Origin of the sequence: Microbacterium sp. ARD32, from assembly GCF_031844385.1 — a bacterium.
In the GTDB taxonomy this organism is placed as follows: Bacteria; Actinomycetota; Actinomycetes; order Actinomycetales; family Microbacteriaceae; genus Microbacterium.
The window spans coordinates 1,009,106-1,031,991 of sequence record NZ_JAUZVD010000001.1; the positions used below are offsets into that span (position 1 = coordinate 1,009,106).

The 22,886-nt window shown below is 69.3% G+C and carries 21 protein-coding genes; 16 read left to right on the top strand and 5 right to left on the bottom strand.

The window, feature by feature from the left end:
* Positions 1-75: 75 nt before the first annotated feature.
* The 4 genes from Q9R19_RS04675 to Q9R19_RS04690 are packed head-to-tail and all read left to right on the top strand — an operon-like array spanning position 76 to position 4,351.
* A complete protein-coding gene (locus Q9R19_RS04675; protein WP_311255172.1) occupies positions 76-1,542 on the top strand; it encodes an inorganic phosphate transporter in 1,467 nt (488 codons plus the stop codon).
* Positions 1,539-1,874 carry a peptidase gene (locus Q9R19_RS04680; RefSeq protein WP_311255173.1) on the top strand — a complete coding sequence of 112 codons (336 nt, stop codon included), beginning with the start codon at positions 1,539-1,541 and terminating at the stop codon, positions 1,872-1,874. Before Q9R19_RS04675 ends, Q9R19_RS04680 begins: the two co-directional genes overlap by 4 nt.
* A 49-nt stretch (positions 1,875-1,923) precedes the next feature.
* Entirely contained in the window at positions 1,924-2,841 is a 918-nt protein-coding gene (locus Q9R19_RS04685; RefSeq protein ID WP_311255174.1) for a phosphodiesterase, read from the top strand.
* Between the two features lie 49 nt (positions 2,842-2,890).
* The gene (locus tag Q9R19_RS04690) at positions 2,891-4,351 is read left to right on the top strand and encodes an aspartate ammonia-lyase (RefSeq protein ID WP_311255175.1); all 1,461 of its coding nucleotides are present in this window, start codon (positions 2,891-2,893) and stop codon (positions 4,349-4,351) included.
* A gap of 102 nt (positions 4,352-4,453) precedes the next feature.
* Here Q9R19_RS04690 and Q9R19_RS04695 read toward each other — a convergent pair whose 3' ends face one another.
* Positions 4,454-5,323, bottom strand: a complete 870-nt coding sequence (locus Q9R19_RS04695) for a fumarylacetoacetate hydrolase family protein (RefSeq protein ID WP_311255176.1) — start codon at positions 5,321-5,323, stop codon at positions 4,454-4,456.
* A 59-nt stretch (positions 5,324-5,382) separates the two neighbouring features.
* Here Q9R19_RS04695 and Q9R19_RS04700 point away from each other — a divergent pair, with 59 nt between their 5' ends.
* The 3 genes from Q9R19_RS04700 (at position 5,383) to Q9R19_RS04710 (ending at position 8,002) form a co-directional block, all read left to right on the top strand.
* Positions 5,383-6,702, top strand: coding sequence for a PrsW family glutamic-type intramembrane protease (locus Q9R19_RS04700; RefSeq protein ID WP_311255177.1), 1,320 nt, complete (start codon positions 5,383-5,385; stop codon positions 6,700-6,702).
* A gap of 221 nt (positions 6,703-6,923) precedes the next feature.
* The gene (locus tag Q9R19_RS04705; RefSeq protein ID WP_311255178.1) at positions 6,924-7,292 is read left to right on the top strand and encodes an FKBP-type peptidyl-prolyl cis-trans isomerase; all 369 of its coding nucleotides are present in this window, start codon (positions 6,924-6,926) and stop codon (positions 7,290-7,292) included.
* Positions 7,293-7,453: 161 nt separating this feature from the next.
* Positions 7,454-8,002 (top strand): YceI family protein, encoded by a 549-nt coding sequence (locus Q9R19_RS04710; RefSeq protein ID WP_311255873.1) that lies wholly within the window; start codon positions 7,454-7,456, stop codon positions 8,000-8,002.
* A gap of 38 nt (positions 8,003-8,040) precedes the next feature.
* Here Q9R19_RS04710 and Q9R19_RS04715 read toward each other — a convergent pair whose 3' ends face one another.
* On the bottom strand, positions 8,041-9,267 hold the full coding sequence (locus Q9R19_RS04715) for an MFS transporter (RefSeq protein ID WP_396653461.1): 1,227 nt from the start codon (positions 9,265-9,267) through the stop codon (positions 8,041-8,043).
* A 207-nt stretch (positions 9,268-9,474) separates the two neighbouring features.
* On the opposite strand from Q9R19_RS04715, the gene rpsO reads away from it, so the two are divergent.
* A complete protein-coding gene (rpsO, locus tag Q9R19_RS04720; RefSeq protein ID WP_144795440.1) occupies positions 9,475-9,744 on the top strand; it encodes a 30S ribosomal protein S15 in 270 nt (89 codons plus the stop codon).
* A 114-nt stretch (positions 9,745-9,858) separates the two neighbouring features.
* Here the strand turns inward: rpsO and Q9R19_RS04725 are convergent, their stop codons facing one another.
* Positions 9,859-10,857 carry a 2-oxoglutarate and iron-dependent oxygenase domain-containing protein gene (locus tag Q9R19_RS04725; protein ID WP_311255180.1) on the bottom strand — a complete coding sequence of 333 codons (999 nt, stop codon included), beginning with the start codon at positions 10,855-10,857 and terminating at the stop codon, positions 9,859-9,861.
* A 117-nt stretch (positions 10,858-10,974) separates the two neighbouring features.
* On the opposite strand from Q9R19_RS04725, the gene efeU reads away from it, so the two are divergent.
* The 3 genes from efeU to efeB are packed head-to-tail and all read left to right on the top strand — an operon-like array spanning position 10,975 to position 14,421.
* Positions 10,975-11,913 (top strand): iron uptake transporter permease EfeU, encoded by a 939-nt coding sequence (gene efeU / locus Q9R19_RS04730; protein WP_311255181.1) that lies wholly within the window; start codon positions 10,975-10,977, stop codon positions 11,911-11,913.
* The gene (gene efeO, locus Q9R19_RS04735) at positions 11,913-13,142 is read left to right on the top strand and encodes an iron uptake system protein EfeO (protein WP_396653462.1); all 1,230 of its coding nucleotides are present in this window, start codon (positions 11,913-11,915) and stop codon (positions 13,140-13,142) included. The genes efeU and efeO overlap by 1 nt, the downstream gene beginning before the upstream one ends.
* Position 13,143: 1 nt before the next feature.
* Positions 13,144-14,421: an iron uptake transporter deferrochelatase/peroxidase subunit gene (efeB, locus tag Q9R19_RS04740; protein ID WP_311255183.1), complete on the top strand. Its 1,278-nt coding sequence runs from the start codon at positions 13,144-13,146 to the stop codon at positions 14,419-14,421.
* Between the two features lies 1 nt (position 14,422).
* On the opposite strand, the gene Q9R19_RS04745 is transcribed toward efeB, so the two are convergent.
* Entirely contained in the window at positions 14,423-15,553 is a 1,131-nt protein-coding gene (locus Q9R19_RS04745) for an acyltransferase family protein (protein WP_311255184.1), read from the bottom strand.
* Between the two features lie 161 nt (positions 15,554-15,714).
* Between Q9R19_RS04745 and Q9R19_RS04750 the strand changes: the two genes are divergently transcribed.
* On the top strand, positions 15,715-16,932 hold the full coding sequence (locus Q9R19_RS04750) for an LLM class flavin-dependent oxidoreductase (protein ID WP_311255874.1): 1,218 nt from the start codon (positions 15,715-15,717) through the stop codon (positions 16,930-16,932).
* Position 16,933: 1 nt separating this feature from the next.
* Positions 16,934-17,578 (top strand): FMN reductase, encoded by a 645-nt coding sequence (locus tag Q9R19_RS04755; RefSeq protein ID WP_311255185.1) that lies wholly within the window; start codon positions 16,934-16,936, stop codon positions 17,576-17,578.
* Between the two features lie 65 nt (positions 17,579-17,643).
* Here the strand turns inward: Q9R19_RS04755 and Q9R19_RS04760 are convergent, their stop codons facing one another.
* On the bottom strand, positions 17,644-17,817 hold the full coding sequence (locus Q9R19_RS04760) for a DUF5302 domain-containing protein (RefSeq protein WP_311255186.1): 174 nt from the start codon (positions 17,815-17,817) through the stop codon (positions 17,644-17,646).
* 798 nt (positions 17,818-18,615) lie between these two features.
* Between Q9R19_RS04760 and Q9R19_RS04765 the strand changes: the two genes are divergently transcribed.
* The 3 genes from Q9R19_RS04765 to Q9R19_RS04775 all read left to right on the top strand — a co-directional run bounded on the left by Q9R19_RS04765 (position 18,616) and on the right by Q9R19_RS04775 (position 22,841).
* Entirely contained in the window at positions 18,616-20,889 is a 2,274-nt protein-coding gene (locus Q9R19_RS04765; protein ID WP_311255187.1) for a polyribonucleotide nucleotidyltransferase, read from the top strand.
* Between the two features lie 207 nt (positions 20,890-21,096).
* Complete coding sequence (locus tag Q9R19_RS04770) at positions 21,097-22,122, top strand: aldo/keto reductase (RefSeq protein ID WP_311255188.1); 1,026 nt, start codon at positions 21,097-21,099, stop codon at positions 22,120-22,122.
* A 116-nt stretch (positions 22,123-22,238) separates the two neighbouring features.
* Complete coding sequence (locus tag Q9R19_RS04775) at positions 22,239-22,841, top strand: histidine phosphatase family protein (RefSeq protein ID WP_311255189.1); 603 nt, start codon at positions 22,239-22,241, stop codon at positions 22,839-22,841.
* Positions 22,842-22,886 lie beyond the last annotated feature (45 nt).

Consider the following 22,886-nt stretch of genomic DNA (forward strand, 5'->3'; position numbering starts at 1 on the left):
AACCCACGGTGAACTCTTCGTTCGTCACGCCGCTTCCACGGCATCCCCTCCTGACAGTCCCAACGAAAGAGAACGGTGGAAACCGCAGCCCTCGTCGTCGTGCTGGTGATCGCGCTGGCACTCTTCTTCGATTTCACCAATGGCTTCCACGACACCGCGAACGCGATGGCCACGCCGATCGCGACCGGCGCGCTCAAGCCCAAGACCGCCGTCCTGCTGGCCGCGAGCCTGAATCTCGTCGGCGCATTCCTGTCGACGGAGGTCTCCAAGACGGTCTCGGGCGGGATCATCAACGAGGCGGACATCGATCACACGCTGCTGCCCGAGCTGATCTTCGCCGGTCTCATCGGCGCGATCACGTGGAACATGCTCACCTGGCTGCTCGGGCTGCCCTCCAGTTCGTCCCACGCGCTGTTCGGCGGGCTCATCGGCGCGACGCTGGTCGGCGTCGGGCTGGCCGGCATCAACTTCGGCGTGGTGCTCTCCAAGGTGGTGCTGCCCGCTCTCATCGCGCCGCTCACCGCCGGGATCATCGCGTACGCCGCGACCAAGGTGGCCTACGGCGTCACGCGCCGTTACGACCGCAAGCCCGACGGGCGCTCCGGCTTCCGCTGGGGGCAGATCTTCACCTCCTCCATGGTCGCCCTGGCGCACGGCACCAACGACGCGCAGAAGACCATGGGCGTGATCACCCTGGCGCTGATCACCGTCGGCTGGCAGACCGGCGATCCTGGCAGCGACAGCTACCACAACCCCGAGTTCTGGGTGATCGTGGCGTGCGCCTTCACCATCGCGCTGGGCACCTACCTCGGCGGCTGGCGCATCATCCGCACTCTCGGCAAGGGCCTGACCGAGGTCAAGCCCGCGCAGGGCTTCGCCGCGGAGAGCTCCACTGCCGCCACCATCCTCGCCTCCAGCGCGTTCGGCTTCGCGCTCTCGACCACGCAGGTGGCCTCCGGCTCGGTGATCGGCTCCGGCCTCGGGCGCCGCGGCTCGGTGGTGCGCTGGCGCACCGCGGGACGCATCGCGGTCGGGTGGCTGCTCACGCTTCCGGCCGCCGGCCTGGTCGGCGCTCTCGCAGCCGTGCTCGTGGTGCAGCTGGACGGCTGGGGCGTCGCGATCGACGCCGCGCTGGCCGTGATCATCATCGTCGGCCTCTTCCTGCGCTCCCGCAGGAACGCGGTCACCCCCGCCAACGCGATGAGCGACGTCGCCGAGTCCGGGCATGCCGTGGAGCTGCCCGAGGTGCCCGGTCCCACCCGCCGCACCAGCCGCATGGAGCTGATGCGCGCGCTGGAGCGCGCCGAGCGCAAGGCCGACGAGGCGGAGCGCGCGGCCCGCAAGGCGAAGAAGCTCAAGAAGTCGGGCGGATCGCCCAGCGAGGTCAAGGCGGCCCGGAAGGCGGCCGAGCGGGCCGCGCAGAAGTACGCGGATGCCGAGCAGGCGGCGCAGGAGTGGGAGGCGCTCAGCGCCAGCCGCCGCGCCCGCGCGAAGCTGGCGGAGTGGGATCTGGACATCGATGAGCAGGAGGGCGTCCGATGAGCATCGAGATCGACTGGGCGGCCTTCCTGAGCGTGTTCGGCGCCGCACTGGTGGGCGCGGTCGCGATCGTGCTGTTCTACGCTCTTGGCCTGCGGATGCTGGTGCGCGCGGGCCGCGTGCCCGTGGTCACTCCTGCGGAGTTCACGGACGCGATCACGGTGCTCACCGAGAAGGAGATCAGGAAGGCCGCCAAGCAGGCGGCGAAGGCGGCGCGGAAGAACCCGCTCACCGAGGGACAGAGAACGCTCGCGTTCGTCGCGGCGATCGCCTGCTTCGTGCTGTGCGGCGCCGCGGTGATCGGCGGCATCCTGCTCATCGTCATCGGGTTCTGAGCGAGCGCGCATCCGACGCGACGTCGGCATCCGACCCTAGGGTGGAGGCATGATCGCCCACCCCGCATTCGGACGCCACCCGCAGCCGTCGCACACGATCATCCATCTCAGCGACCCGCATCTGGTCGCGGGCGGTGCCCGTCACTCCGGCGGGTCGGACAGCGACGGCAACCTCGATCTCACACTCGAGACGATCCGGCGCGTGCATCCGAATCCGTCGGCGATCGTGGTGACGGGTGATCTGACCGACTTCGGCGAGGTCGACGCGTACCGGAGGCTGCGCGCTGCCATCGAGCCGGTCGCCGCCGACCTGCGCTGCCCGATCGTGTGGGTCGCGGGCAATCACGACGAGCGCCCCGCGCTGCGCTCGACGCTGCTCGGCGGCGAGGCGACCGAGGATCCGGTCACCGGTGTCTGGGACCTGGACGGGCTGCGGCTGATCGCGCTGGACAGCAGCGTTCCGGGCTGGCACCACGGCGACATCGACCGGGCGCAGCGGGACTGGCTGGCGGGGGTCCTCGCCGAGCCCGCCCCGCACGGAACCCTGCTGGCCATGCATCATCCGCCGCTGCCCGCGCACGTGCCGCTCTTCGACATCCTCGAACTGCGGCATCAGGACGAGCTCGCCGACATCATCCGCGGCACCGATGTCAGAGGCATCCTCGCCGGGCATCTGCACTACTCGTGCTCCGGCACGTTCGCGGGCATCCCCGTCAGCGTCGCCTCGTCGACCTGCTACACGATGAACCTCGGCCGGCCGGCGCAGCAGGTCAACGGCATGGATGCCGCGCAGTCCTTCCAGCTGGTCCACGTGCGCCCCGATGTGATCACCCACACGGTCGTGCCCGTGGCGGACGCGCCCACCGGAGACCACTTCAGCGAGGAATGGGTGCAGCGGATGGCCGCGCTGTCACCGCAGGAGCGGCTGGAGGCGTTCTCGCGAAAGCCGCCGGCGGCGCGGGCGTAGACTTGCAGCATCCCCGCAATCCATCCGCCACCACCCACAAGGAAGTGACATGGCTGCTGACGCGCCCGCCCCGACCCGTACTGAGACCGATTCCATCGGAAGCCTGGAGATCCCCGCGGACGCCTACTACGGCGTGCACACCCTGCGCGCGGAGCAGAACTTCCCGATCACCAAGCGCGCGATCTCGGTGTATCCCGATCTGATCCGCGGGCTGGCCATGGTCAAGCAGGCCTCCGCACGCGCCAACAAGGAGATCGGCGTACTGGATGCGGAGCGCGCCGATCTGATCGACGCCGCCGCGCAGCGGGTGATCGACGGCGAGTTCCACGATCAGTTCATCGTCGGAGTCATCCAGGGCGGAGCCGGCACCTCGACCAACATGAACGCGAACGAGGTGATCACCAACATCGCGCTCGAACTGGCGGGCCGCGAGAAGGGCGACTACGCGTTCCTGTCGCCGATCGACCACACCAACCGCAGCCAGTCGACCAACGACGTCTACCCGACGGCGGTGAAGATCGGCCTGTCGCTGAACCTGCGCTCGCTGCTTGACGAGCTCGATCTGCTGCGCCGCTCGTTCCTGAGCAAGGCGGGGGAGTTCCACGACGTACTCAAGGTCGGCCGCACGCAGCTGCAGGACGCTGTCCCGATGACGCTCGGCCAGGAGTTCCACGGCTTCGCGACCACACTCGGCGAGGACCACAGCCGCCTGACCGAGAACGCATCGCTGCTGTTCGAGATCAACATGGGCGCCACGGCGATCGGCACCGGCATCACCACCCACGCCGGCTACGCGCCGACCGTGCTCAAGCACCTGCGCGAGATCTCCGGGCTCGAGCTGCAGACGGCGGGCGACCTGGTCGAGGCGACCAGCGACACCGGCGCCTTCATGTCGTTCTCCTCCTCGCTCAAGCGCAACGCCATCAAGCTGTCCAAGATCTGCAACGATCTGCGCCTGCTCTCGTCCGGGCCGCAGGCGGGCCTCGGCGAGATCAACCTGCCGGCCATGCAGGCGGGCTCGAGCATCATGCCGGGCAAGGTCAATCCGGTCATCCCCGAGGCCGTCAACCAGGTCGCCTTCGCGGTGGCCGGCTCCGATGTCACGGTCACGATGGCGGTCGAGGCGGGCCAGCTGCAGCTGAACGCCTTCGAGCCCGTGATCGCGCACTCGATCTTCCAGTCCATCACCTGGATGCGCCAGGCGATGTGGACCCTGCGGGTGAACTGCGTCGACGGCATCACCGCCAACCGCGAGCGCCTGGGTGCGATGGTGGGCGCCTCCGTCGGCGTCGTCACGGCGCTGACGCCGTTCATCGGCTACGCGGCATCCGCCGCGCTCGCCAAGACCGCGCTGCTGACCAACCGCAACATCGCCGACCTCGTCGTCGAGGCCGGCCTGATGTCGCGCGAGGAGGTCATGAAGCAGATCTCGCCGGCGCGCCTCTCGGGCCTCGAGACCGTCACCTCGGCCATCCCGGTGGTCGCCGCGGAGGACCTTCCCGACAGCTGAGCTTCGGTATCGATCCGTCGAAACCCCTCCTGATCATCGAAACCCCTCCTGAATCGCACGATTCAGGAGGGGTTTCGACGCTGGTGAGGGGTTTCGGCGCTGTCAGTCCAGGATGCGGCAGTGCGTCGTGAGCTCGCCGATGCCCTCGATGCCGACCGTCACGGTCGAGCGATCGCGCAGGAAGATCTGCGGGTCGCGGGAGTAGCCGGCGCCGCCGGGGCTGCCGGTGGAGATCAGCGTTCCCGGCTGCAGGGTGACCGACGAGGACAGATGGGCGATCAGCGTCGCGACCGAGCGCACCATCTGCCCGGTCGTGGCGTCCTGCACGGTGTGGCCGTCGACGACGGCCCAGATGTGCAGCTCCTGCGGATCGGGGATCTCGTCGGCGGTCACGACCACGGGTCCGGTCGGAGTGAAGCCGTCGAAGGACTTGCATCGGCACCACTGCGCCTCGGCGAACTGGATGTCGCGCGCGGTGATGTCGTTGACGGCCGTGTAGCCCCAGACGGTGCTCAGCGCGTCTTCGGCGGACACGTCCTTGGCGGGGGCGCCGATGATCACGCCCAGTTCGGCCTCGTAGTCCACCGACTCGCTCAGCGTGCGGGGCCACGAGGTGGTGCCGTCGTGCCCGGCCAGCGAGTTGGGCCAGAGCGTGAACACGGTCGGCGCAGTGTCGGTCTTCAGGCCGAGCTCGCTGGAGTGCGCGGAGTAGTTCAGGCCGACCGCGAGGATCGCGGGGGGATCGATCACGGCGGATCCGAAGCCGAAGCCGGCGAGCGGATGCCGTGGGGCCGACCCCTCGGCGAGAGCGGAGCGCACGGCATCCAGCATCTCGTCGCCGCCGACGATCAGCTCCTGGAGCGTGCGCGGAGCGGGGGAGAGGAGGTCGCTGACCAGCACCGCCTCATCCTCTTCGATGACGGCGAGGGCGATGGCGTCGGAGTCGCGAGCACTGAGATGGGCAAACCGCATGCCTCTACGCTACCGGCCCGGATGCCCGCGCCGCCTGAGGCTCCCTCTAGGCTTTGCACATGAGCTTTGGAGGACAGCCGGCGGCGTCTTCGCCGCCGCCCACGGGGCAGCCGGCGCACGGTCAGCCTCGGCAGACGTACGGACTGCCTCCTGCCCCCGTGTACGGCCAGCCGCCCGCACCCGTGTACGGTCAGCCCCCGCAGCCGGTGCACGGCCAGCCTCCTGCACCGGCGCACGGTCAGCCGGCCGCGCCGGCGCACGGGCAGCCGGCACCCGTTGCGTCGGGAGCCGGCATCCCCGCCCTGCCGATGCCCGTCAAGAAGGGACGCACGGTCTCGATCTGGGTGTTCGGTGTCCTCGGCTTCGCGATGCTGGCGCTGATCGCGTACTTCGCGGTCTTCCTCGGCACCGGCGCCTCGGTGGTCGGACTGCTGCTGGCCTTCGTCCCGCTGGGGATCGTGCTGTTCGGCGTGCACCTGATCGACAGGTGGGAGCCGGAGCCGCGCAGTCTGGTGATCTTCGCGCTCGCCTGGGGCGGTGTCGCCGCCGTCGGCATCGCGCTGCTCTTCGACCTGCTGATCAGGCTCGCAGCCGGCCGTCCCGACGCGTTCTTCAGCGCGGTGGTGCAGGCGCCGATCATCGAGGAGGCGGGCAAGGGCCTGGGCGTGCTGCTGATCTTCGTGATCGCGCGGCGCGCCTTCGACGGGCCCGTGGACGGCGTCGTCTACGGCGCGCTCGCGGGCGCCGGCTTCGCGTTCACCGAGAACATCCAGTACTTCGGTCAGAGCCTGATCACGGGCGGCGCAGGCGAGCTGACCATCACCTTCGTGCTGCGCGGGCTGATGTCGCCGTTCGCGCATGCGATGTTCACCGCGCTCACCGGTTTCGCCCTGGGGCTGGCCGCGCGTCGCGGAGCCGCCGTCGCAAGCGCCCTCGGCACGGGGACGCTCGGCCTGCTCGGCGCGATCGCACTGCATGCCTTCTGGAACGGCTCCTCGCTGCTCGGCGACTTCTTCACGCTCTACCTGACGGCGCAGATCCCGCTCTTCGCGGGCTTCATCATCGCGATCGTGGCGCTGCGCCGGGCCGAGGCCCGGCTGACGCAGCGGCGGCTGGACGACTACGCCACGGCAGGATGGTTCACTTCCGAGGAGGTCGTCATGCTGGCGACCCCGGCCGGGCGGCGGGCGGGTCTGCGGTGGGCGCGCGGTCTGCGCGGGGACAGGCGCACGCTGATGCGGTCGTTCATCAAGGATGCGACTGCGCTGGCGGCCGTGCGGCAGCGCGCCATCACCGGTCACGACGCGTACGCGGCGTCCGACGAGCAGGCGCTCCTGCTGCGGACGAGGGCCACCAGAGCGCAGCTGCTGGCGTACTGAACGGAGCCTGCTGCCGAACAGACTCAGCGCCCGGTGCTGCGGCGATGCCTGCTGAGTCTCCCGGGCGCTGAGTTGATCTACTGACAGCGTGCACCGACCGGATGCGGAAGTCAAGAGGTGCTCCCGGCGGGCGAGACCGAGCGTTCCCCGTGGCCGTCCGCGTTCGCGTTCAGCGCACGGATCGCGTTGACCGTCGCCGCGTGCTCGGGTTGGATGGAGGCATGACAGACCGTACCAAGCCGGAGTTCGACGCTCCGACCGGCCCCGCACCCTCCGAGCTCGTCATCCGCGACCTGATCGTCGGCGACGGCGACGAGGCGAAGCCGGGCGACACCGTCACCGTCCACTACGTCGGTGTGGAGCACGACTCCGGCGAGGAGTTCGACTCCTCGTGGGGCCGCGGCGAGACGATCCAGTTCCCGCTGCGCGGCCTTATTCAGGGATGGCAGGATGGCATCCCGGGCATGAAGGTCGGGGGCCGTCGCGAGCTGACCATTCCGCCGCACCTCGCCTACGGACCGGCCGGATCCGGTCACTTCCTCTCGGGCAAGGCCCTCATCTTCATCATCGATCTGGTCGCCGTCGGCTGAGCCGGCTCGGCGACCCGTCGCACGCCGAGAACCCCCGTCCGCACCTGCGGACGGGGGTTTTCTGTAAGAAGCCTGAGAGCGGGGAATGCATGCGAGTGAATGCAGGTTGACCCTTCATGCAGCGCCTCAGCGGCATCCACGAGTTCAAGGAGAGAATGCACATGTCGATCGAGATCCCCGGCTACCGTCCTGGCACCTGGGTCCTGGACCCCGCGCACAGCGAGGTCACCTTCAGCGTCCGCCACATGATGATCTCCAAGGTGCGCGGATCCTTCGGCGTCAAGGAGGCCACTCTCGTCGCGCCCGAGAACCCGCTGGAGGCCAGGGTCGAGGCGAAGGTCGACGTCGCATCGATCGACACCAACGACGACAACCGCGACGCGCACCTTCGCTCCGCTGACTTCTTCGACGTCGAGAACCACCCCACGATGGAGTTCGTGTCCACCGGCACCCGCTACGAGGACGGCGAGTTCCTGGTCGACGGCGACCTGACCATTCGCGGGATCACCAAGCCGGTGACGTTCGAGTTCGACTTCGGCGGCTTCGGGCAGGACCCCTACGGCAACTACAAGGCCGGGGCGTCGGCGCATACCGTCATCAACCGCGAGGACTTCGGTCTGACCTGGAACGCGACTCTGGAGACCGGCGGCGTGCTCGTCGGCAAGGAGATCACGATCGGCCTCGACCTGCAGGGCGCCCTGCAGGCCTGACCGGCACCCGCTGAGCCCCGGGGTCTGCGCGCAGCGCGTCAGGCCTCGGGGCTCAGTGCGTCGTAGGCCCGGAAGCGCGGGTTCAGCCGCGCCAGCACCGCGGCGATGCCGATCACCAGGAACCCGCCGAGCAGCGGGGGGAACCACAGGCTGGTGGCGGTGGCCAGCGCGCCGGCGTAGAGCGCCCCGACGCGAGGTCCGCCCGCGACGACGATGATGAAGACGCCCTGCAGCCGCCCGCGCATCGTGTCGGGCACGGCGGCCTGCATCATGGTGTTGCGGTAGATCGAGCTGACGTTGTCGGCCGCACCCGACAGCGCCAGCGCCACGCAGGCGACGATGATCAGCGCGATGTGGGGTGCCGATTCGGATGCCGAGGGCAGGAACACCCCGATCAGCAGCACCGCACCGAACAGCGCGATCGCCGCGCCGTACGCCTGCACGGCACGGGCGATCCCCTGTCCGTGCCAGCGGTAGTGCACGATCCGGCCGGAGAAGAGGCTGCACGTGAAGGTGCCGACGGCGACGGCCGCCGTGAGGATGCCGGTGGTGAGTGCCCCGCCGCCCAGGAGCACGGTGCCCAGCGCGGGGAACAGCGCCAGCGGCTGGCCGAAGGTCATGGCGGTGATGTCCAGCAGATACTGCATCCGGATGTTGCCCGCGCGGCGCAGGAACCGCCACCCATCCACGAGCGACGCCAGGCCGGGGCGCACGATGGTGCCCTCCGGCAGAAGAGCCGGCAGCGTCCACAGCCCCAGGAACATCGACAGCATCAGGATCACGTCGATCGTGTACGTCCACCCGAAGCCGGTGAGCGCGACCAGCATCCCCGCGACGGCCGGGCCGACCATCACGGTCAGGCCGAACGCGACGCCGTTCAGCGCGGAGGCGGCGGCCAGGTGATCCAGCGGGATCAGTCGCGGAACGATGGCGGTGCGCGTGGCCATCCCGACCGAGTTGGCGGCCGCGATCGTCATGCTCAGCCCGTACAGCCACCAGACGGTCTCGGTGTGCGTCCAGGTGAGCGCGGCCAGCAGCGCGGTGGCGATGAAGGCCACGGTCGCCGAGATCAGCGCGACGCGGCGGCGGTCGAAGGCATCCGCCAGCATCCCGCCGTACAGCCCCGCGAGAATCATCGGCACCAGGCCGGCCACCGCGATCATCGACACGGCGAAGGTGCTTGCGGTGAGGTCGAAGACGTGCAGCATGACCGTCACCACGGTCAGCTGGCCGCCGATGCCCGCCAGCGTCGAGCCGATCCACATCCGGGTGAAGGCGGGGCTGATCCTCAGGGGGGACAGATCGATGAGAAGACCGCGGGAGAACTGCACCACTGAAGGCTACCGGCCGTGCGCGCGCAGGGCGCCGATGCTGGTAGGCTGTTGAGGTTGCCGTTCGATCGGCCGCGGATAAAGAGAGCCCACGCATCAGGCGTCGGGCGCCGCGCAACAAGCAGAGAGGGGATCGAATCTATGGCACTGGAAGCAGACGTCAAGAAGGCGATCATCGAAGAGTACGCGACGCACCCCGGCGACACCGGATCCCCCGAGGTGCAGGCCGCAATGCTGACGCAGCGCATCAAGGACCTCACCGAGCACCTCAAGGAGCACAAGCACGACCACCACTCGCGTCGTGGGCTGTTCCTGCTCGTCGGTCAGCGCCGCCGTCTGCTCGGCTACCTGCAGAGCGTGGACATCGAGCGCTACCGCTCGCTGATCCAGCGTCTGGGGCTTCGCCGATAACGACCCCGCGTTCAATCGCGCAGAACATTCTTGGAGAGCCGCCTCACGGTGTGAGGCGGCTCTCGCTGTGTCCGGCGGGCACCGGTTCCGGCGACTGCGGGGCCGGCGGCTGAGTCAGGCCCCGACCAGATCCGGATGGTGGATCGCGGCCACATCCGGATGCGCCCGCAGGCGCGACTTCAGCGCGTTCTCGCCGTACAGGCTGTGGATCGGGTTGGCGGGGTCGTCGCTCACGCCGCGCGCCTGAGCCGCAAGCTCTGCCGGCAGATCGATCAGCGGCAGCTGCGAGTCCAGCGCGGGGTTGAAGAAGAACGGGATCGACAGGCGGTCGGCCGGGGCGACGGGGGAGATGACCCGGTGATTCGTGGCCTTGAGATAGCCGCCGGTCGCGTACTCCAGCAGCTCGCCGATGTTCACGACGAACGCGCCCTGCACCGGCGGGGCGTCCACCCATTCGCCGTCGCGCTCCACCTGCAGACCGCCGCGCCCGGGCTCCACCCACAGCAGGGTGAGCACCCCGCTGTCCCGGTGCGCGCCCACGCCCTGCTGGGGGAGCGGCGCATCGGTGCCCGGGTACCGCACGATCTTGATCAGCGTCGACGGCTCGCCGAAGTGGTCGTCGAAGTACGACTCGGCGGCGCCCAGCGCCAGCGCCCACGCGCGCAGCAGCCGACGGGAGATGGCGGACAGCTGCGCATGCCACTCCGCGACCACCTCGCGCAGCTCGGGCTGCGCCGCGGGCCACAGGTTCGGTCCGATCAGCCGCGAGTAAGGCGGGCCGCCGGCCACGGCGTCCCGCTCCGGTCCGATGTCGATCTGCTCGCGCCAGTCCACCGCGCCCTGCGTGCGCTCTCCGCCGATGCGCGTGTACCCGCGGAAGTGCGGGCTCTTCACATTCTCGATCGCGAGCTTGTCCTGCTCAGGCAGGGCGAAGAAGTCGCGTGCGGCGCGGTGCAGCCGCTGCTCGAGCTCGGCCGGGATGCCGGTGCCGGTCAGGTAGAAGAATCCGACGTCGTGCGTGGCGGCCCGCAGGTCGGCACGGAAGGCGACGGCTTCCTCGTCGCCGGCGTCGAGCCGGGACAGGTCGAGGATGGGGAGGTTGAGGTCGGGCATGGCTCGACGGTAGGCGGATGCCCGTGGATGACGCCACATCTGTTGCCGCGAGTTACCCGGATGCTACGCTTCTTAGGTAAGGCATCCCTTACTCGAAATCCGAATCTCGGAGCGCCTGTGTTCGCCACCTTCCTGATCGGCCTGCGTGAAGGCCTCGAGGCCGCGCTCGTCGTCGGCATCCTGATCGCCTACCTGCGCAGGATCGGCCGGTCCGACATGCTGCCGCGCCTGTGGGCCGGGATCGGTCTCGCGATCGCCCTGGCCCTCGGCATCGGCGCCGTGCTCACCTTCGGCGCATACGCGCTCACCTCGCAGGCGCAGGAGATCCTCGGGGGGACGTTCTCGCTGCTGGCCGTCGGCATGGTCACGTGGATGATCTTCTGGATGCAGAAGGCCGGGCGCCGCATGAAGGCCTCCCTGCAGGGCGGCATCGACCGCGCGCTGGCGGCGGGAACGCTGTGGGCGCTGGTGGCGGTGGGCTTCGTCTCGGTGGCGCGAGAGGGCATCGAGACCACGCTCCTGCTGTGGTCGATGTCGCAGACGTTCGGCCGCGATCCGTCGGTGCTCATCGGCGCTGCTCTCGGTCTGATCGTCGCGGTGGTCGCGGGCTGGCTGCTGGCGCGGGGAGCGCTGCGACTGGACCTCGGCCGGTTCTTCACCTGGACGGGGGCATTCCTCGTGGTCGTCGCCGCCGGCGTGCTGGCGTACGCCGTCATGGACCTGCAGGAGGGCGGAGTGCTGCCCGGCCCCTTCAGCGCTGTCGCTCCCGTCGATGCCTCCGGCGCCGTCCTCACCGGCTGGGCGGGCTTTCCGCTCGGCTGGGCGTTCGACGTCAGCGCGGCGATCCCGCCGACCGGCGTCTGGGCCGTGCTGCTGCAGGCGATCGTCGGGCTCATGCCGCACATGACCTGGCTGCAGGTCATCGCCTGGACCGCCTACATCGTCGTGGTCGGCCTCCTCTTCGTGCGCGGTATCCGCCGTGCACGCCCGCGCACCGCCCCCAGAGCGGCCGCGCCGTCCTCATCCCTCGCACCATCGAACTCGGGAGCAGCATGATCAGCAAGGCCCGTCCTCTCAGCGTCGCCGCAGCACTGGTGGTGACGGCCATCGCAGTCACCGGCTGCGTCGCCAAGTCGGCGGCCGACCCGGCAGCATCCTTCACCGTGGAATCCAGCGCCGATTCCTGCACGGTCTCGGCGGACTCGGCCGGCAGCGGCACCCTCGACTTCGACATCACCAACAGCGGTGATCAGATCACCGAGTTCTACCTGCTCGCCGAGGACGGCCTGCGCATCATCGGCGAGGTCGAGAACATCGCGCCGGGGGCGGCGCGCTCGCTCACGGTGGTGGCGCAGCCCGGGTCGTACTTCACCCTGTGCAAGCCGGGGATGGTCGGCGAGGGGGTCGGCCGTGCGGCGTTCACGGTCACCGGTGACGCTGTGACCGTGGATGCCGAGGACTCCGAGCAGAAGAAGCAGGCGGTCACCCTGTACGAGGCGTTCGTGAAGGATCAGGTCGAGCAGCTCGTGCCCGCGGTGGCCGAGCTGACGAACGCCTACGCGGCCGGCGACGACGAGCAGGCCCGTGAGCTCTTCCCGAACGTGCGCGCCTTCTACGAGCGCATCGAGCCGGTCGCCGAATCGCTCGGCGATCTCGACCCGCGCATCGACTACCGCGAGGTCGACGCAGTGGCCGAAGGACTGGACTGGACCGGCTTCCACCGGATCGAGAAGGATCTCTGGGTTCCGGCGCAGGATGCTCTGAACGCCGACGAGGCGACTCCGGCCTGGCAGGACTGGAAGCCCTCGACCACCGCGCAGCGGCAGGAGTTCGCCGACGGGCTCGTCGCGGATGTGGCCGAGTTGAACGACTACGTGCACTCCGAGGACTTCACCGCGGCGCTGCAGGACCAGGGCATCGCCGGCATCTCCAACGGTGCGATCGCGCTGCTCGACGAGGTCGCGACGGGCAAGATCTCCGGCGAGGAGGACTGGTGGTCGCACACCGATCTGTACGACTTCGCCGCGAACGTCGAGGGGTCGAAGATGGCGTTCTCCCTGGTGCGCGACTTCGCCGCCGCCCAGGGCGACGCGGGGCGGGCACTGGCGAAGGACATCGACGCCGGCTATGCCGACCTCGAGGCGGCGCTGTCGGCGCAGGGCTCGCTGCAGTCCGGGTTCCCCGACTACTCGAGCGTGGGTGAGGATGTCAGGCGCGACTTCGCCGATCTGATCAACGCGCTGGCCGAGCCGCTCTCGAAGCTGACGAGCACGGTTCTCGACTGACGTGAACGACGCGGTGGACGCGGCGCAGGCGGGTTCGCAGGAGCCCGCCTCGCCGGAGCGCGCTGCGCTGAGCCGCCGCGGAGTGCTCGGCCTCGCGCTCGGCACGGGAGCCGTCGGCCTGGCAGCCGGGGCCGGATCGGTTCTCGCCGCGACGGCGCGCCGGGACGAGCCGTCGATCATCCACCCGTTCTTCGGAACGCACCAGGCCGGCATCACCACTCCGGTGCAGGAGCATCTGCACTTCGCCGCGTTCGACATGACGCCTCGCAGCGACCGCGCCGACCTGATCCAGCTCCTGCAGGACTGGAGCTACGCCGCCGCGCGAATGACCCAGGGGCTGCAGGTGAGCGCGACCGGCGCGGTGGGCGGCTCCCCGCAGGCACCGCCGGACGACACCGGGGAGGCTCTCGACCTGCCCGCTGCCGCGCTGACGGTGACGTTCGGCTTCGGGCCGACACTGTTCGAGCACGAGGACGGCGACCGGTACGGCATCCGCCACCTGCGTCCGGCAGCGCTCGAGCGACTGCCGGCGTTCCTCGGGGACGATCTCGATCCGGGCCAGTCCGACGGAGACCTGTGCATCCAGGTGTGCGCGGATGACCCGCAGGTCGCCGTCCACGCGGTGCGAAACCTCAGTCGCATCGCCTTCGGCCGGGCTCGGCTGCGCTGGTCGCAGCTGGGATACGGCAAGACCTCCCGGACGACGGCCACCCAGCAGACGCCGCGCAATCTATTCGGCTTCAAAGACGGCACGGCGAACATCCTCGCCGACGATGCGAAGGCGCTCGGCGAGCACGTCTGGGTCTCCGACTCGGATGAGCCCGACTGGCTTGCGGGCGGGTCCTACCTGGTGGCCCGCAAGATCGCGATGCTGATCGAGACCTGGGATCGAGTCCGTCTCGCCGAGCAGCAGCAGATCTTCGGTCGCGACAAGGGCCAGGGCGCGCCGCTCTCCGGCGGTACGGAGATGACGGCGCCGACGCTGTCGGGGCTGGACCCGCACAGCCACGTGCGGCTGGCGCATCCCGACAGCAACGGCGGCGTGCGCATCCTGCGACGCGGTTTCAACTACGTCGGCGGCAACAACGCGCTCGGGCGCCTGGATGCCGGGCTCTTCTTCCTGTCGTACCAGCGTCATCCTGAGCAGTTCATCACCCTGCAGCGCAGCCTCTCCACCGACCTGCTCAACGAGTACATCCGGCACGTGGGCTCCGGCATCTGGGCGATCCCGCCGGGAGCGGCCAGGGGGTCGTACGTCGGCGCAGGACTGCTCGGCTGATTCACCCCGCCCGGCGCGAGCCCGTCGGGTCGTTGCGGCGGTCCGACCCGGACGACAGCGCGGCGTCGGTGAACATCCAGCGCGGGCGGGGCTCGATCAGAGGCCGGAAGACGCGTCGGACCGGCCGGGACGCGAGCACGAACGCGATGCCGATCGCCAGCGCGGTGACCAGCGGCAGCCAGATCCAGGTGGGGTCGAGCCCACGCAGCATCCCGGACTGACGGAACGGGTACAGCACGAACGAGTGGAGCAGGTACACGTACATCGTGTACTGGCCCAGGGTGGTCCACCACTGCGCTCGCCGCGGCAGCAGCACGAAGAAGCACGTGGCCAGCAGCACGGCCAGCGCGATCAGGCACAGGCGGATGCCGCCGGCCCACCACTGGTCGGCCGACAGCCCCGAGTACGAGTCGTCGTAGAAGAACCAGAAGCGCAGGTCGACCTCGTCCCACAGCGACAGCCAGCGCCAGCACACGAAGGCCCAGGCCGCCAGCACCAGGGCGGCACCCGCGCGCAGCCACCAGGGACGGAAGTCGACCAGCGAGAGCCGGCGCACGAGATCGTGCTCGCGCAGCCACCAGCCCAGCGTGAAGAAGAACAGCAGGCCCAGCGTGCGCGAGAGCGAGAACGTGCTGTCGATGTTGCTGAAGTAGCCCACGCCCACCGAGATCGCGAGCGCCCAGGCCAGCGGCCACCGCAGCAGCGCGAGATAGGGGAGCACCAGTCGGAAGATGCCCAGCGCCAGCAGGAACCACAGCGTCCAGGACGGCTGGGTGGGGTTGGGGTTCGCCCTGCCCTCCACGAGCCACTTGGTCAGGGTCCACAGACCCTCGAAGATCGCGTACGGCACGAGGATGTCGGTGATCACCCTGGCCATCTGGCGCCTGGTCGGGCTGGACGACTTGGAGAAGTATCCGGAGATGATCGCGAAAGCCGGCATGTGGAACGCGTAGATCCACAGGTAGAACGCGTAGGAGATGTCGGAGTCGTAGATCAGGCGCTGCGTGCCGTGCCCGACCACCACCAGCACGATGCAGGCGAAGCGCGCGTTGTCCCAGAACGGCACCCGGCGCCGCTGCCGCACCGTCCCCGTCGGACTCGTCTGGGGAGGACGCTGATCGGCACTGCTCATCCTCCGAGGCTACCCGCGCGGAGTTCTCCGCCGCCTGAGGGAATACTCGCGGGTCCGCGGCGTTTCATCAATTACATTCAGGTGAATAGATGCGGATGTCACGGCATCCGGAGTGGAGAATCAGAATCATGGACGCGCAGGACAGCACCCGGCCGGCAGGTATGCAGTTCGGCATCATGTCGGTCAGCGACATCACGCAGGACCCGACCACGGGCATCACGCCCAGCGAGCGCGAGCGCATCGAGGCGGCGGTGACCATCGCCAGGCACGCGGAGGATGCCGGGCTCGACGTCTTCGCGATCGGCGAGCACCACAACCCGCCGTTCTTCTCGTCGTCGCCGACCACTCTGCTGGCGTACATCGCCGCGCAGACGCAGCGGCTGATCGTGTCGACCTCCACCACCCTGATCACCACGAACGACCCGGTGCGCATCGCCGAGGAGTACGCGATGCTGCAGCACCTGTCGGGCGGCCGGATGGACCTGATGATGGGGCGCGGCAACACCGGTCCGGTCTATCCGTGGTTCGGCAAGGACATCCGTCAGGGCCTGCCCCTGGCGATCGAGAACTACGCCCTGCTGCACAAGCTGTGGACCGACGATGTCGTGGACTGGGACGGCAAGTTCCGCACTCCGCTGCAGGGCTTCACCGCAACGCCGCGTCCCCTCGACGGCGTGGCGCCGTTCGTGTGGCACGGATCGATCCGCACTCCCGAGATCGCCGAGCAGGCCGCGTACTACGGCGACGGCTTCTTCGCGAACAACATCTTCTGGCCCAAAGAGCACTATCAGCGCCTCATCGAGCTGTACCGGCAGCGGTGGAGCCACTACGGCCACGGCGCGCCGGAGACGGCGATCGTCGGGCTGGGCGGGCAGGCGTTCATCCGTCCGAACTCGCAGGATGCCGTCGACGAGTTCCGGCCGTACTTCGACAACGCACCGGTCTACGGCCACGGCCCCTCGATGGAGGACTTCACGGAGATGACCCCTCTGACCGTAGGTTCGCCGCAGCAGGTCATCGACCGGTACGCCTCGATGCGCGACACCTTCGGCGACTACCAGCGCCAGCTGTTCCTGATGGATCACGCCGGCCTGCCGCTGAAGACCGTGCTCGAGCAGATCGACCTGCTCGGCGGCGACGTCGTGCCGGTGCTGCGCAGGGAGCTTGCGAAGGACCGCCCTGCCGCCGTCCCGGATGCTCCGACGCACGCGGCTCGCGTGCAGGCGGCCTACGGCGACGGGCCCGCGCGCGAGGCGCGGCCGGGCGCGAACCGCGGCGACAATCTCACGGCGGGATCGCCGTACCAGGACGGCGGGTCGCCGGACGCGTCGAAGAGCGTCGCCGGCGCCGCGTTCGGCCTGACCGGAAAGGATGCCTGAGATGAGCGAGCGCCGTATCGCTGTGATCTCCTCGGGCCTGTCCAATCCGTCGTCGACGCGGATGCTGGCCGACCGCCTGTCGGCCGAGACCGCCAAGGCCCTGCGTGAGCGCGGTATCGAGGTGCAGGTCGATGTGATCGAGCTGCGCGACCTCGCGCACGACATCACGAACAACCTGCTCACCGGCTTCGCACCGGCGCCGCTGGAAGAGGCGATCAACCGGGTCGTCTCAGCGGATGCGATCATCGCCGTGACACCGATCTTCTCCACCAGCTACGCGGGCCTGTTCAAGTCGTTCATCGACGTGCTCGATCCGGATGCGCTGACCGGCAAGCCCGTGCTGATCGGAGCGAACGCCGGCACGGCCCGGCACTCGCTGGCGATCGACTACGCGATCCGGCCGCTGTTCACCTACCTGCACGCCGAGCCCGTCTCGACGGGGGTGTTCGCCGCCTCCAGCGACTGGGGTGCGAACGCCGACGAGGTGGCGCCGCTGAGCGCCCGTGTGGAGCGCGGTGCGCGCGAGCTGGCCGAGGCGATCGCGCGCAAGGAGCCGGTGACCGACGCCGACCCGTTCGACCCCGACACCTACCTGGGCAAGGGGAAGTCCTTCGGGCATCTGCTGGGCGGGCTCGCGGGGGAGTGATGCAGAAGGGCCGAGCCCGGGAGCGACATGCGCATCCCGAGCCCGGCCCGCTCGTGTCCGCTGGATCAGCCGCTCTTGCGGCGGAACTCGCGCTTCATCTGGGGTGCGGGCGTCGCGTGCACGGCCGAATCGCCGTCGAGGTGAGCCTCGCCGCCCTGGTTCTTCGCATTCTTCCGGTCGAGCGCTTCCTTGAACTTGCGCTTCATCTCCTCGGGGGAGACTGCCTTGTCTTCGCTCATGCAGGTCAGCCTAGCGGCTCAGCGTGCGCTGGGCGCGAAGAGTCAGCGTGGCATGGTCAAAGGCAGCGCCGGACCGGGCCGAAGTTGCTGGAGCGCATCATCTGATGAGACCCGCAGGCCCCGATCCTCTCGATCACCAGCTGCACCGCCTGGCGGGCCGCCGCCGTGCTACACCGTTGTGGCGAGAGCAGGGCGCCCTTCCGTGCGACGCATGACCACGACCGTGATGACCGCGCCGAGAGCGATCAGGACTGCAGACACCATCGGAAAGAGGCAGACACCATCGGAAAGAGGAGGATCAGCGCCACGGCACCGCCGAAGACGGCGATCACCGCTCCCAGCGCGATTGCGGCACCAGCGGGAAGAGACTGGAGCGTCGGGGCCATCAGAACGACGAGCGCGCCGCCGTTGAGTGCGATCGATGCGGGTTGAGCCTCGCCGACAAGCGGTGACGCGTTCGATTCCTCGCTGGCGGGATTCGGCCTCTTCGTCTCGGCGGACGCGGCTGACGCAACTCGGGGAGAACGTCGATCCTGGGGGTGCACTGCTAGGCTTGAGCAGGATGCCTGTGGCATCCGTCAAACTGCATATCGACTTAGTACGGAGCGGTCGGCTGAGAAGCTGGTCCCCTGTGGTGGGTTCCTCGTCGCGCACGGCGCCGGGTGATCTTCTACTGGTGGCCAGCGCAGGCGAGATTCGCGGGGATGCCCGCGCGCTTATATCTGTCCGCATCCGCTCCTTCGCGAGAACTCGCGCGTCACACGGACGCGCGAGCCTAAACAAAGAAGGAGAGACCTCTTGGAAGGTCCTGAAATCACTGCCGCCGAAGCCGTTCTCGACAACGGCCGCTTCGGCACCCGTACCGTCCGGTTCGAGACCGGACGCCTCGCCCAGCAGGCGCAGGGCTCCGTCGCCGCCTACCTCGACGGCGAGACCATGCTGCTGTCGGCCACCAGCGCGGGCAAGCACCCGCGCGAGGGCTTCGACTTCTTCCCGCTGACCGTCGACGTCGAGGAGCGCTCCTACGCCGCCGGCAAGATCCCCGGCTCGTTCTTCCGCCGCGAGGGCCGCCCCTCCACCGAGGCGATCCTGGTGTGCCGCCTGATCGACCGTCCGCTGCGCCCGTCGTTCGTCGACGGCCTGCGCAACGAGGTGCAGATCGTGATCACCGTGCTGTCGATCGCCCCTGGCGAGTACTACGACGCGCTGGCGATCAACGCGGCATCCGCCTCGACCCAGATCTCGGGTCTGCCCTTCTCGGGTCCGATCGCCGGCGTGCGCCTGGCGCTCATCCCCGGCCACGGCGAGCACGCCGACCAGTGGGTCGCGTTCCCGAACGCCGCTCAGGTCGAGGAGGCCGTGTTCGACCTCATGGTCGCCGGCCGCGTGGTCAAGAAGGCCGACGGCTCCGAGGACGTCGCCATCATGATGGTCGAGGCCGAGGCCACCGAGAACAGCTGGAACCTGATCAAGGCCGGCGCCGTCAAGCCCAGCGAGGAGATCGTCGCCGGTGGCCTGGAGGCCGCGAAGCCGTTCCTGAAGCAGCTCGTCGAGGCGCAGGCCGAGATGGCGCAGCACTCGTCGAAGGAGCCCGGTGTGTACCCGGTCTTCCCCGCGTACGAGCAGGCCACCTACGACTTCATCGCCCAGTCCGCGACGGCGGATCTCGAGAAGGTCTACCAGATCGCCGACAAGATCGAGCGCCAGAACGCCGACGACGAGGTCAAGAGCCGCGTCAAGGCCGAGGTCGCCTCGGCCATCGAGGCGGGAACGCTGCCCGAGTCCGCAGCCGGCGAGGTCTCCGGCGCGTACAAGTCCGTCACCAAGCAGATCGTTCGCGGCCGCATCCTGGCCGAGGGCGTGCGCATGGACGGCCGTGGCCTGGCGGACATCCGTCCGCTGGACGCGGAGGTGCAGGTGATCCCGCGCGTGCACGGCTCGGCGATCTTCCAGCGCGGTGAGACCCAGATCATGGGCGTCACCACGCTGAACATGCTCAAGATGGAGCAGCAGATCGACTCGCTGTCGCCGGTGACGCACAAGCGCTACATGCACCACTACAACTTCCCGCCGTACTCGACCGGTGAGACCGGTCGCGTCGGGTCGCCGAAGCGTCGCGAGATCGGGCACGGCTTCCTCGCCGAGCGCGCCCTCGTGCCGGTGCTGCCGACCCGCGAGGAGTTCCCCTACGCGATCCGTCAGGTCTCCGAGGCCCTCGGATCCAACGGCTCGACGTCGATGGGCTCGGTCTGCGCCTCGACCCTGTCGCTGCTGAACGCCGGTGTGCCGCTGCGCGCACCCGTCGCCGGCATCGCCATGGGCCTGGTCTCGGACGAGGTCGACGGTGAGACCCGCTACGCGGCGCTCACCGACATCCTCGGTGCCGAGGACGCGCTGGGTGACATGGACTTCAAGGTCGCAGGCACCAGCGAGTTCATCACCGCGATCCAGCTGGACACCAAGCTCGACGGCATCCCGTCGTCGGTGCTGGCAGGCGCCCTGACCCAGGCCCGCGACGCGCGCCTGACGATCCTCAGCGTGCTGAACGCCGCGATTGACGCTCCTGACGAGATGGCGCCCACCGCGCCGCGCGTCATCAGCGTGCAGATCCCGGTGGACAAGATCGGCGAGCTGATCGGCCCGAAGGGCAAGACGATCAACGCGATCCAGGATGAGACCGGCGCGCAGATCTCCATCGAGGAGGACGGCACCGTCTACATCGGCGCCGTCGACGGCCCGTCGGCCGAGGCCGCGCGCGCTCAGGTCAACGCGATCGCCAACCCGACCAACCCCGAGATCGGCGAGCAGTTCCTGGGCACAGTGGTGAAGATCGCCAGCTTCGGCGCCTTCATCTCGCTGCTGCCGGGCAAGGACGGACTGCTGCACGTCACCGAGGTGCGCAAGCTCGCCGGTGGCAAGCGGGTCGAGAACGTCGACGACGTGCTCTCGGTCGGGCAGAAGCTCCTCGTGCGCATCACCAAGATCGACGACCGCGGCAAGCTGTCGCTCGAGCCCGTGCTCGACGACGCCCCGGCCGAGGGCGAGCAGGCAGCGGAGACCGCCGAGGCGTGATCCTCGCGGATGCCGGTCAGCCGGCATCCGCCCAGGGGCCCGGGAACGTGCGCAGCGCGCGCGTTCCCGGGCCCTTTCGCATCCGATGTGATGGGATCGTTACGAGAACTTCCCGTCGCGCCCGCCCACCGGACCGCGCACGTGCGAGACCTCGCATACTCTCGAAGTACGCACGGGGGTGCGTCGGATGTCTCACGGGGGTGGGAGATGAGGATCTTCGGAGTCGGCACGGCCGATCAGCGTTCGCGCGCCGAAGAGATCTCCGCCGAGCATCCCTCCGCGCCGATCCCCGTGGTCGGTGCCGGCGTGGGCGAGGGCGTGCGCGTCCCGCTCGGCGAGACCGGCTTCTCGGTCTTCCCGCTCATGCTGGGCGCGGCGGAGTTCGGCTGGAACGTGGACCTGCCGACCAGTCACGAGCTGCTGGACCGGTACGCGGAGATCGGCGGCAACGCGATCCACACGGCCGACGGGTTCTCCGGAGGGCGCAGCGAGCACATCATCGGCGAATGGCTGCGCACGCGAGGCGAACGCGACCGGATGGTGCTGAACGTGCGCGTCGGCTCGCACGCCGACAACCCCGGACTCGGATCGGTCAACCTCGTGCGGGCTGTGGAGGCATCGCTGACCCGGCTCGGCGTCGAGCGCGTCGACGTGCTGCACCTGGACGCATCCCTGGACCAGGACACGAGCCTGGAGGACACCCTCGCCACGGTCGAATGGCTGCGGGACGCCGGCAAGATCTCCGCGGCCGGAGCCTTCCGTTTCGCCCCGGAGCAGCTCGTCGAAGCGCGTATCCTCGCCTCTGCCGGCTATCCGCGGCTGGAGGTGCTGGACGAGCCGTACAACCTGGTGCGCCGCGCAGAGTTCGAGGGCGATCTGCGGCTGGTCGCGGCTGCGCAGGGGCTGGCGGTCACGCCGTCGCATGCCCTCGAGCACGGCTTCCTCTCCGGTCGGCACCGCCGCGGTTCCCGCGTGGGAGGTGTGCGCGGGCAGCAGCTGCGCAGCCAGCTGAATCGCCGTGGCATCCGCGTGCTGCGCGCGCTCGATCTGATCGCGGCCGACCTCGGCGTGCCGGTGGCCGCGGTGTCGATCGCGTGGCTGCTGGCCCAGCGCACGGTGGTGGCGCCCATCGTCAACGCGTTCGCGACGGTGCACGTGGACGAGCTCGTGCAGGGCACGGGCATCACCCTCTCCCGAACGCAGCTGGCCGAACTCACCCGCGCCGGGGCCTGAACCGCCGCCGCGATGCCAGCTGAATCGCCGCCGCGACGCCACACGCGCGCGCCGACGTCGGCGACGTGACCTAAGCTGGAGACGCCGCGATGCGGCGGCATGAAGCGAGCAGGGTTGTGACGCACTACATATATCTGGTCAGACACGGTGAACATCAGGACGCCGAGCACGGCGTCGACGACGGACCCCTCTCGCCCAGAGGCCAGCGCCAGGCCGAGCTCGTCGCGGACCGGCTCTCGGGCCTGCCTCTGGACGCGGTCTGGCACTCCCCGCTGCTGCGCGCCGCCGAGACGGCCCGCGCCGTGGCCGCGCGTCTGCCGTCGGTCGATCCGGTGCCCTCCGCGCTGCTGTTCGACTGCGTGCCGACCGGCATGACAGAGGACACGCCCGCCGCCTACGAGCCCTTCTTCGGCTCGGTCAGCGAAGCGGAGATCGAGGCCGGCTCCGCGCAGATGTCCGACGCCGTGGGGGAGTTCCTCCGGCGGCGCACCGGCGAGGTGCACGAGGTGCTCATCACCCACAACTTCGTGATCTCGTGGTTCGTGCGCGAAGTGCTCGGCGCGCCGGCATGGCGCTGGATGACGCTGAACCAGGCGCACTGCGGACTGAGCGTGATCGCGCAGAAGCAGGGGCGGCCGTGGTCGCTGCTGACCCACAACGATCTGGGGCACCTGCCGATGGAGCTGCGCACGGGACTGCCCGACTACGCCTCGGTCTGAACCCGCCGCGTCACGCGCCCTGGGGAGTGCGAGCGCGAATCTAGA

Coding starts and splice junctions, on each gene's coding strand:
- Q9R19_RS04760 (WP_311255186.1), bottom strand. CDS start 17,817: ATGAGCGAAGACAAGGCAGTCTCCCCCGAGGAGATGAAGCGCAAGTTC.
- Q9R19_RS04695 (WP_311255176.1), bottom strand. CDS start 5,323: ATGCGGTTTGCCCATCTCAGTGCTCGCGACTCCGACGCCATCGCCCTC.
- Q9R19_RS04705 (WP_311255178.1), top strand. CDS start 6,924: ATGACAGACCGTACCAAGCCGGAGTTCGACGCTCCGACCGGCCCCGCA.
- Q9R19_RS04745 (WP_311255184.1), bottom strand. CDS start 15,553: ATGAGCAGTGCCGATCAGCGTCCTCCCCAGACGAGTCCGACGGGGACG.
- Q9R19_RS04770 (WP_311255188.1), top strand. CDS start 21,097: ATGAGGATCTTCGGAGTCGGCACGGCCGATCAGCGTTCGCGCGCCGAA.
- Q9R19_RS04750 (WP_311255874.1), top strand. CDS start 15,715: ATGCAGTTCGGCATCATGTCGGTCAGCGACATCACGCAGGACCCGACC.
- Q9R19_RS04690 (WP_311255175.1), top strand. CDS start 2,891: ATGGCTGCTGACGCGCCCGCCCCGACCCGTACTGAGACCGATTCCATC.
- Q9R19_RS04700 (WP_311255177.1), top strand. CDS start 5,383: ATGAGCTTTGGAGGACAGCCGGCGGCGTCTTCGCCGCCGCCCACGGGG.
- Q9R19_RS04710 (WP_311255873.1), top strand. CDS start 7,454: ATGTCGATCGAGATCCCCGGCTACCGTCCTGGCACCTGGGTCCTGGAC.
- Q9R19_RS04715 (WP_396653461.1), bottom strand. CDS start 9,267: ATGTGGATCGGCTCGACGCTGGCGGGCATCGGCGGCCAGCTGACCGTG.
- Q9R19_RS04755 (WP_311255185.1), top strand. CDS start 16,934: ATGAGCGAGCGCCGTATCGCTGTGATCTCCTCGGGCCTGTCCAATCCG.
- rpsO (WP_144795440.1), top strand. CDS start 9,475: ATGGCACTGGAAGCAGACGTCAAGAAGGCGATCATCGAAGAGTACGCG.
- Q9R19_RS04680 (WP_311255173.1), top strand. CDS start 1,539: ATGAGCATCGAGATCGACTGGGCGGCCTTCCTGAGCGTGTTCGGCGCC.
- Q9R19_RS04725 (WP_311255180.1), bottom strand. CDS start 10,857: ATGCCCGACCTCAACCTCCCCATCCTCGACCTGTCCCGGCTCGACGCC.
- Q9R19_RS04685 (WP_311255174.1), top strand. CDS start 1,924: ATGATCGCCCACCCCGCATTCGGACGCCACCCGCAGCCGTCGCACACG.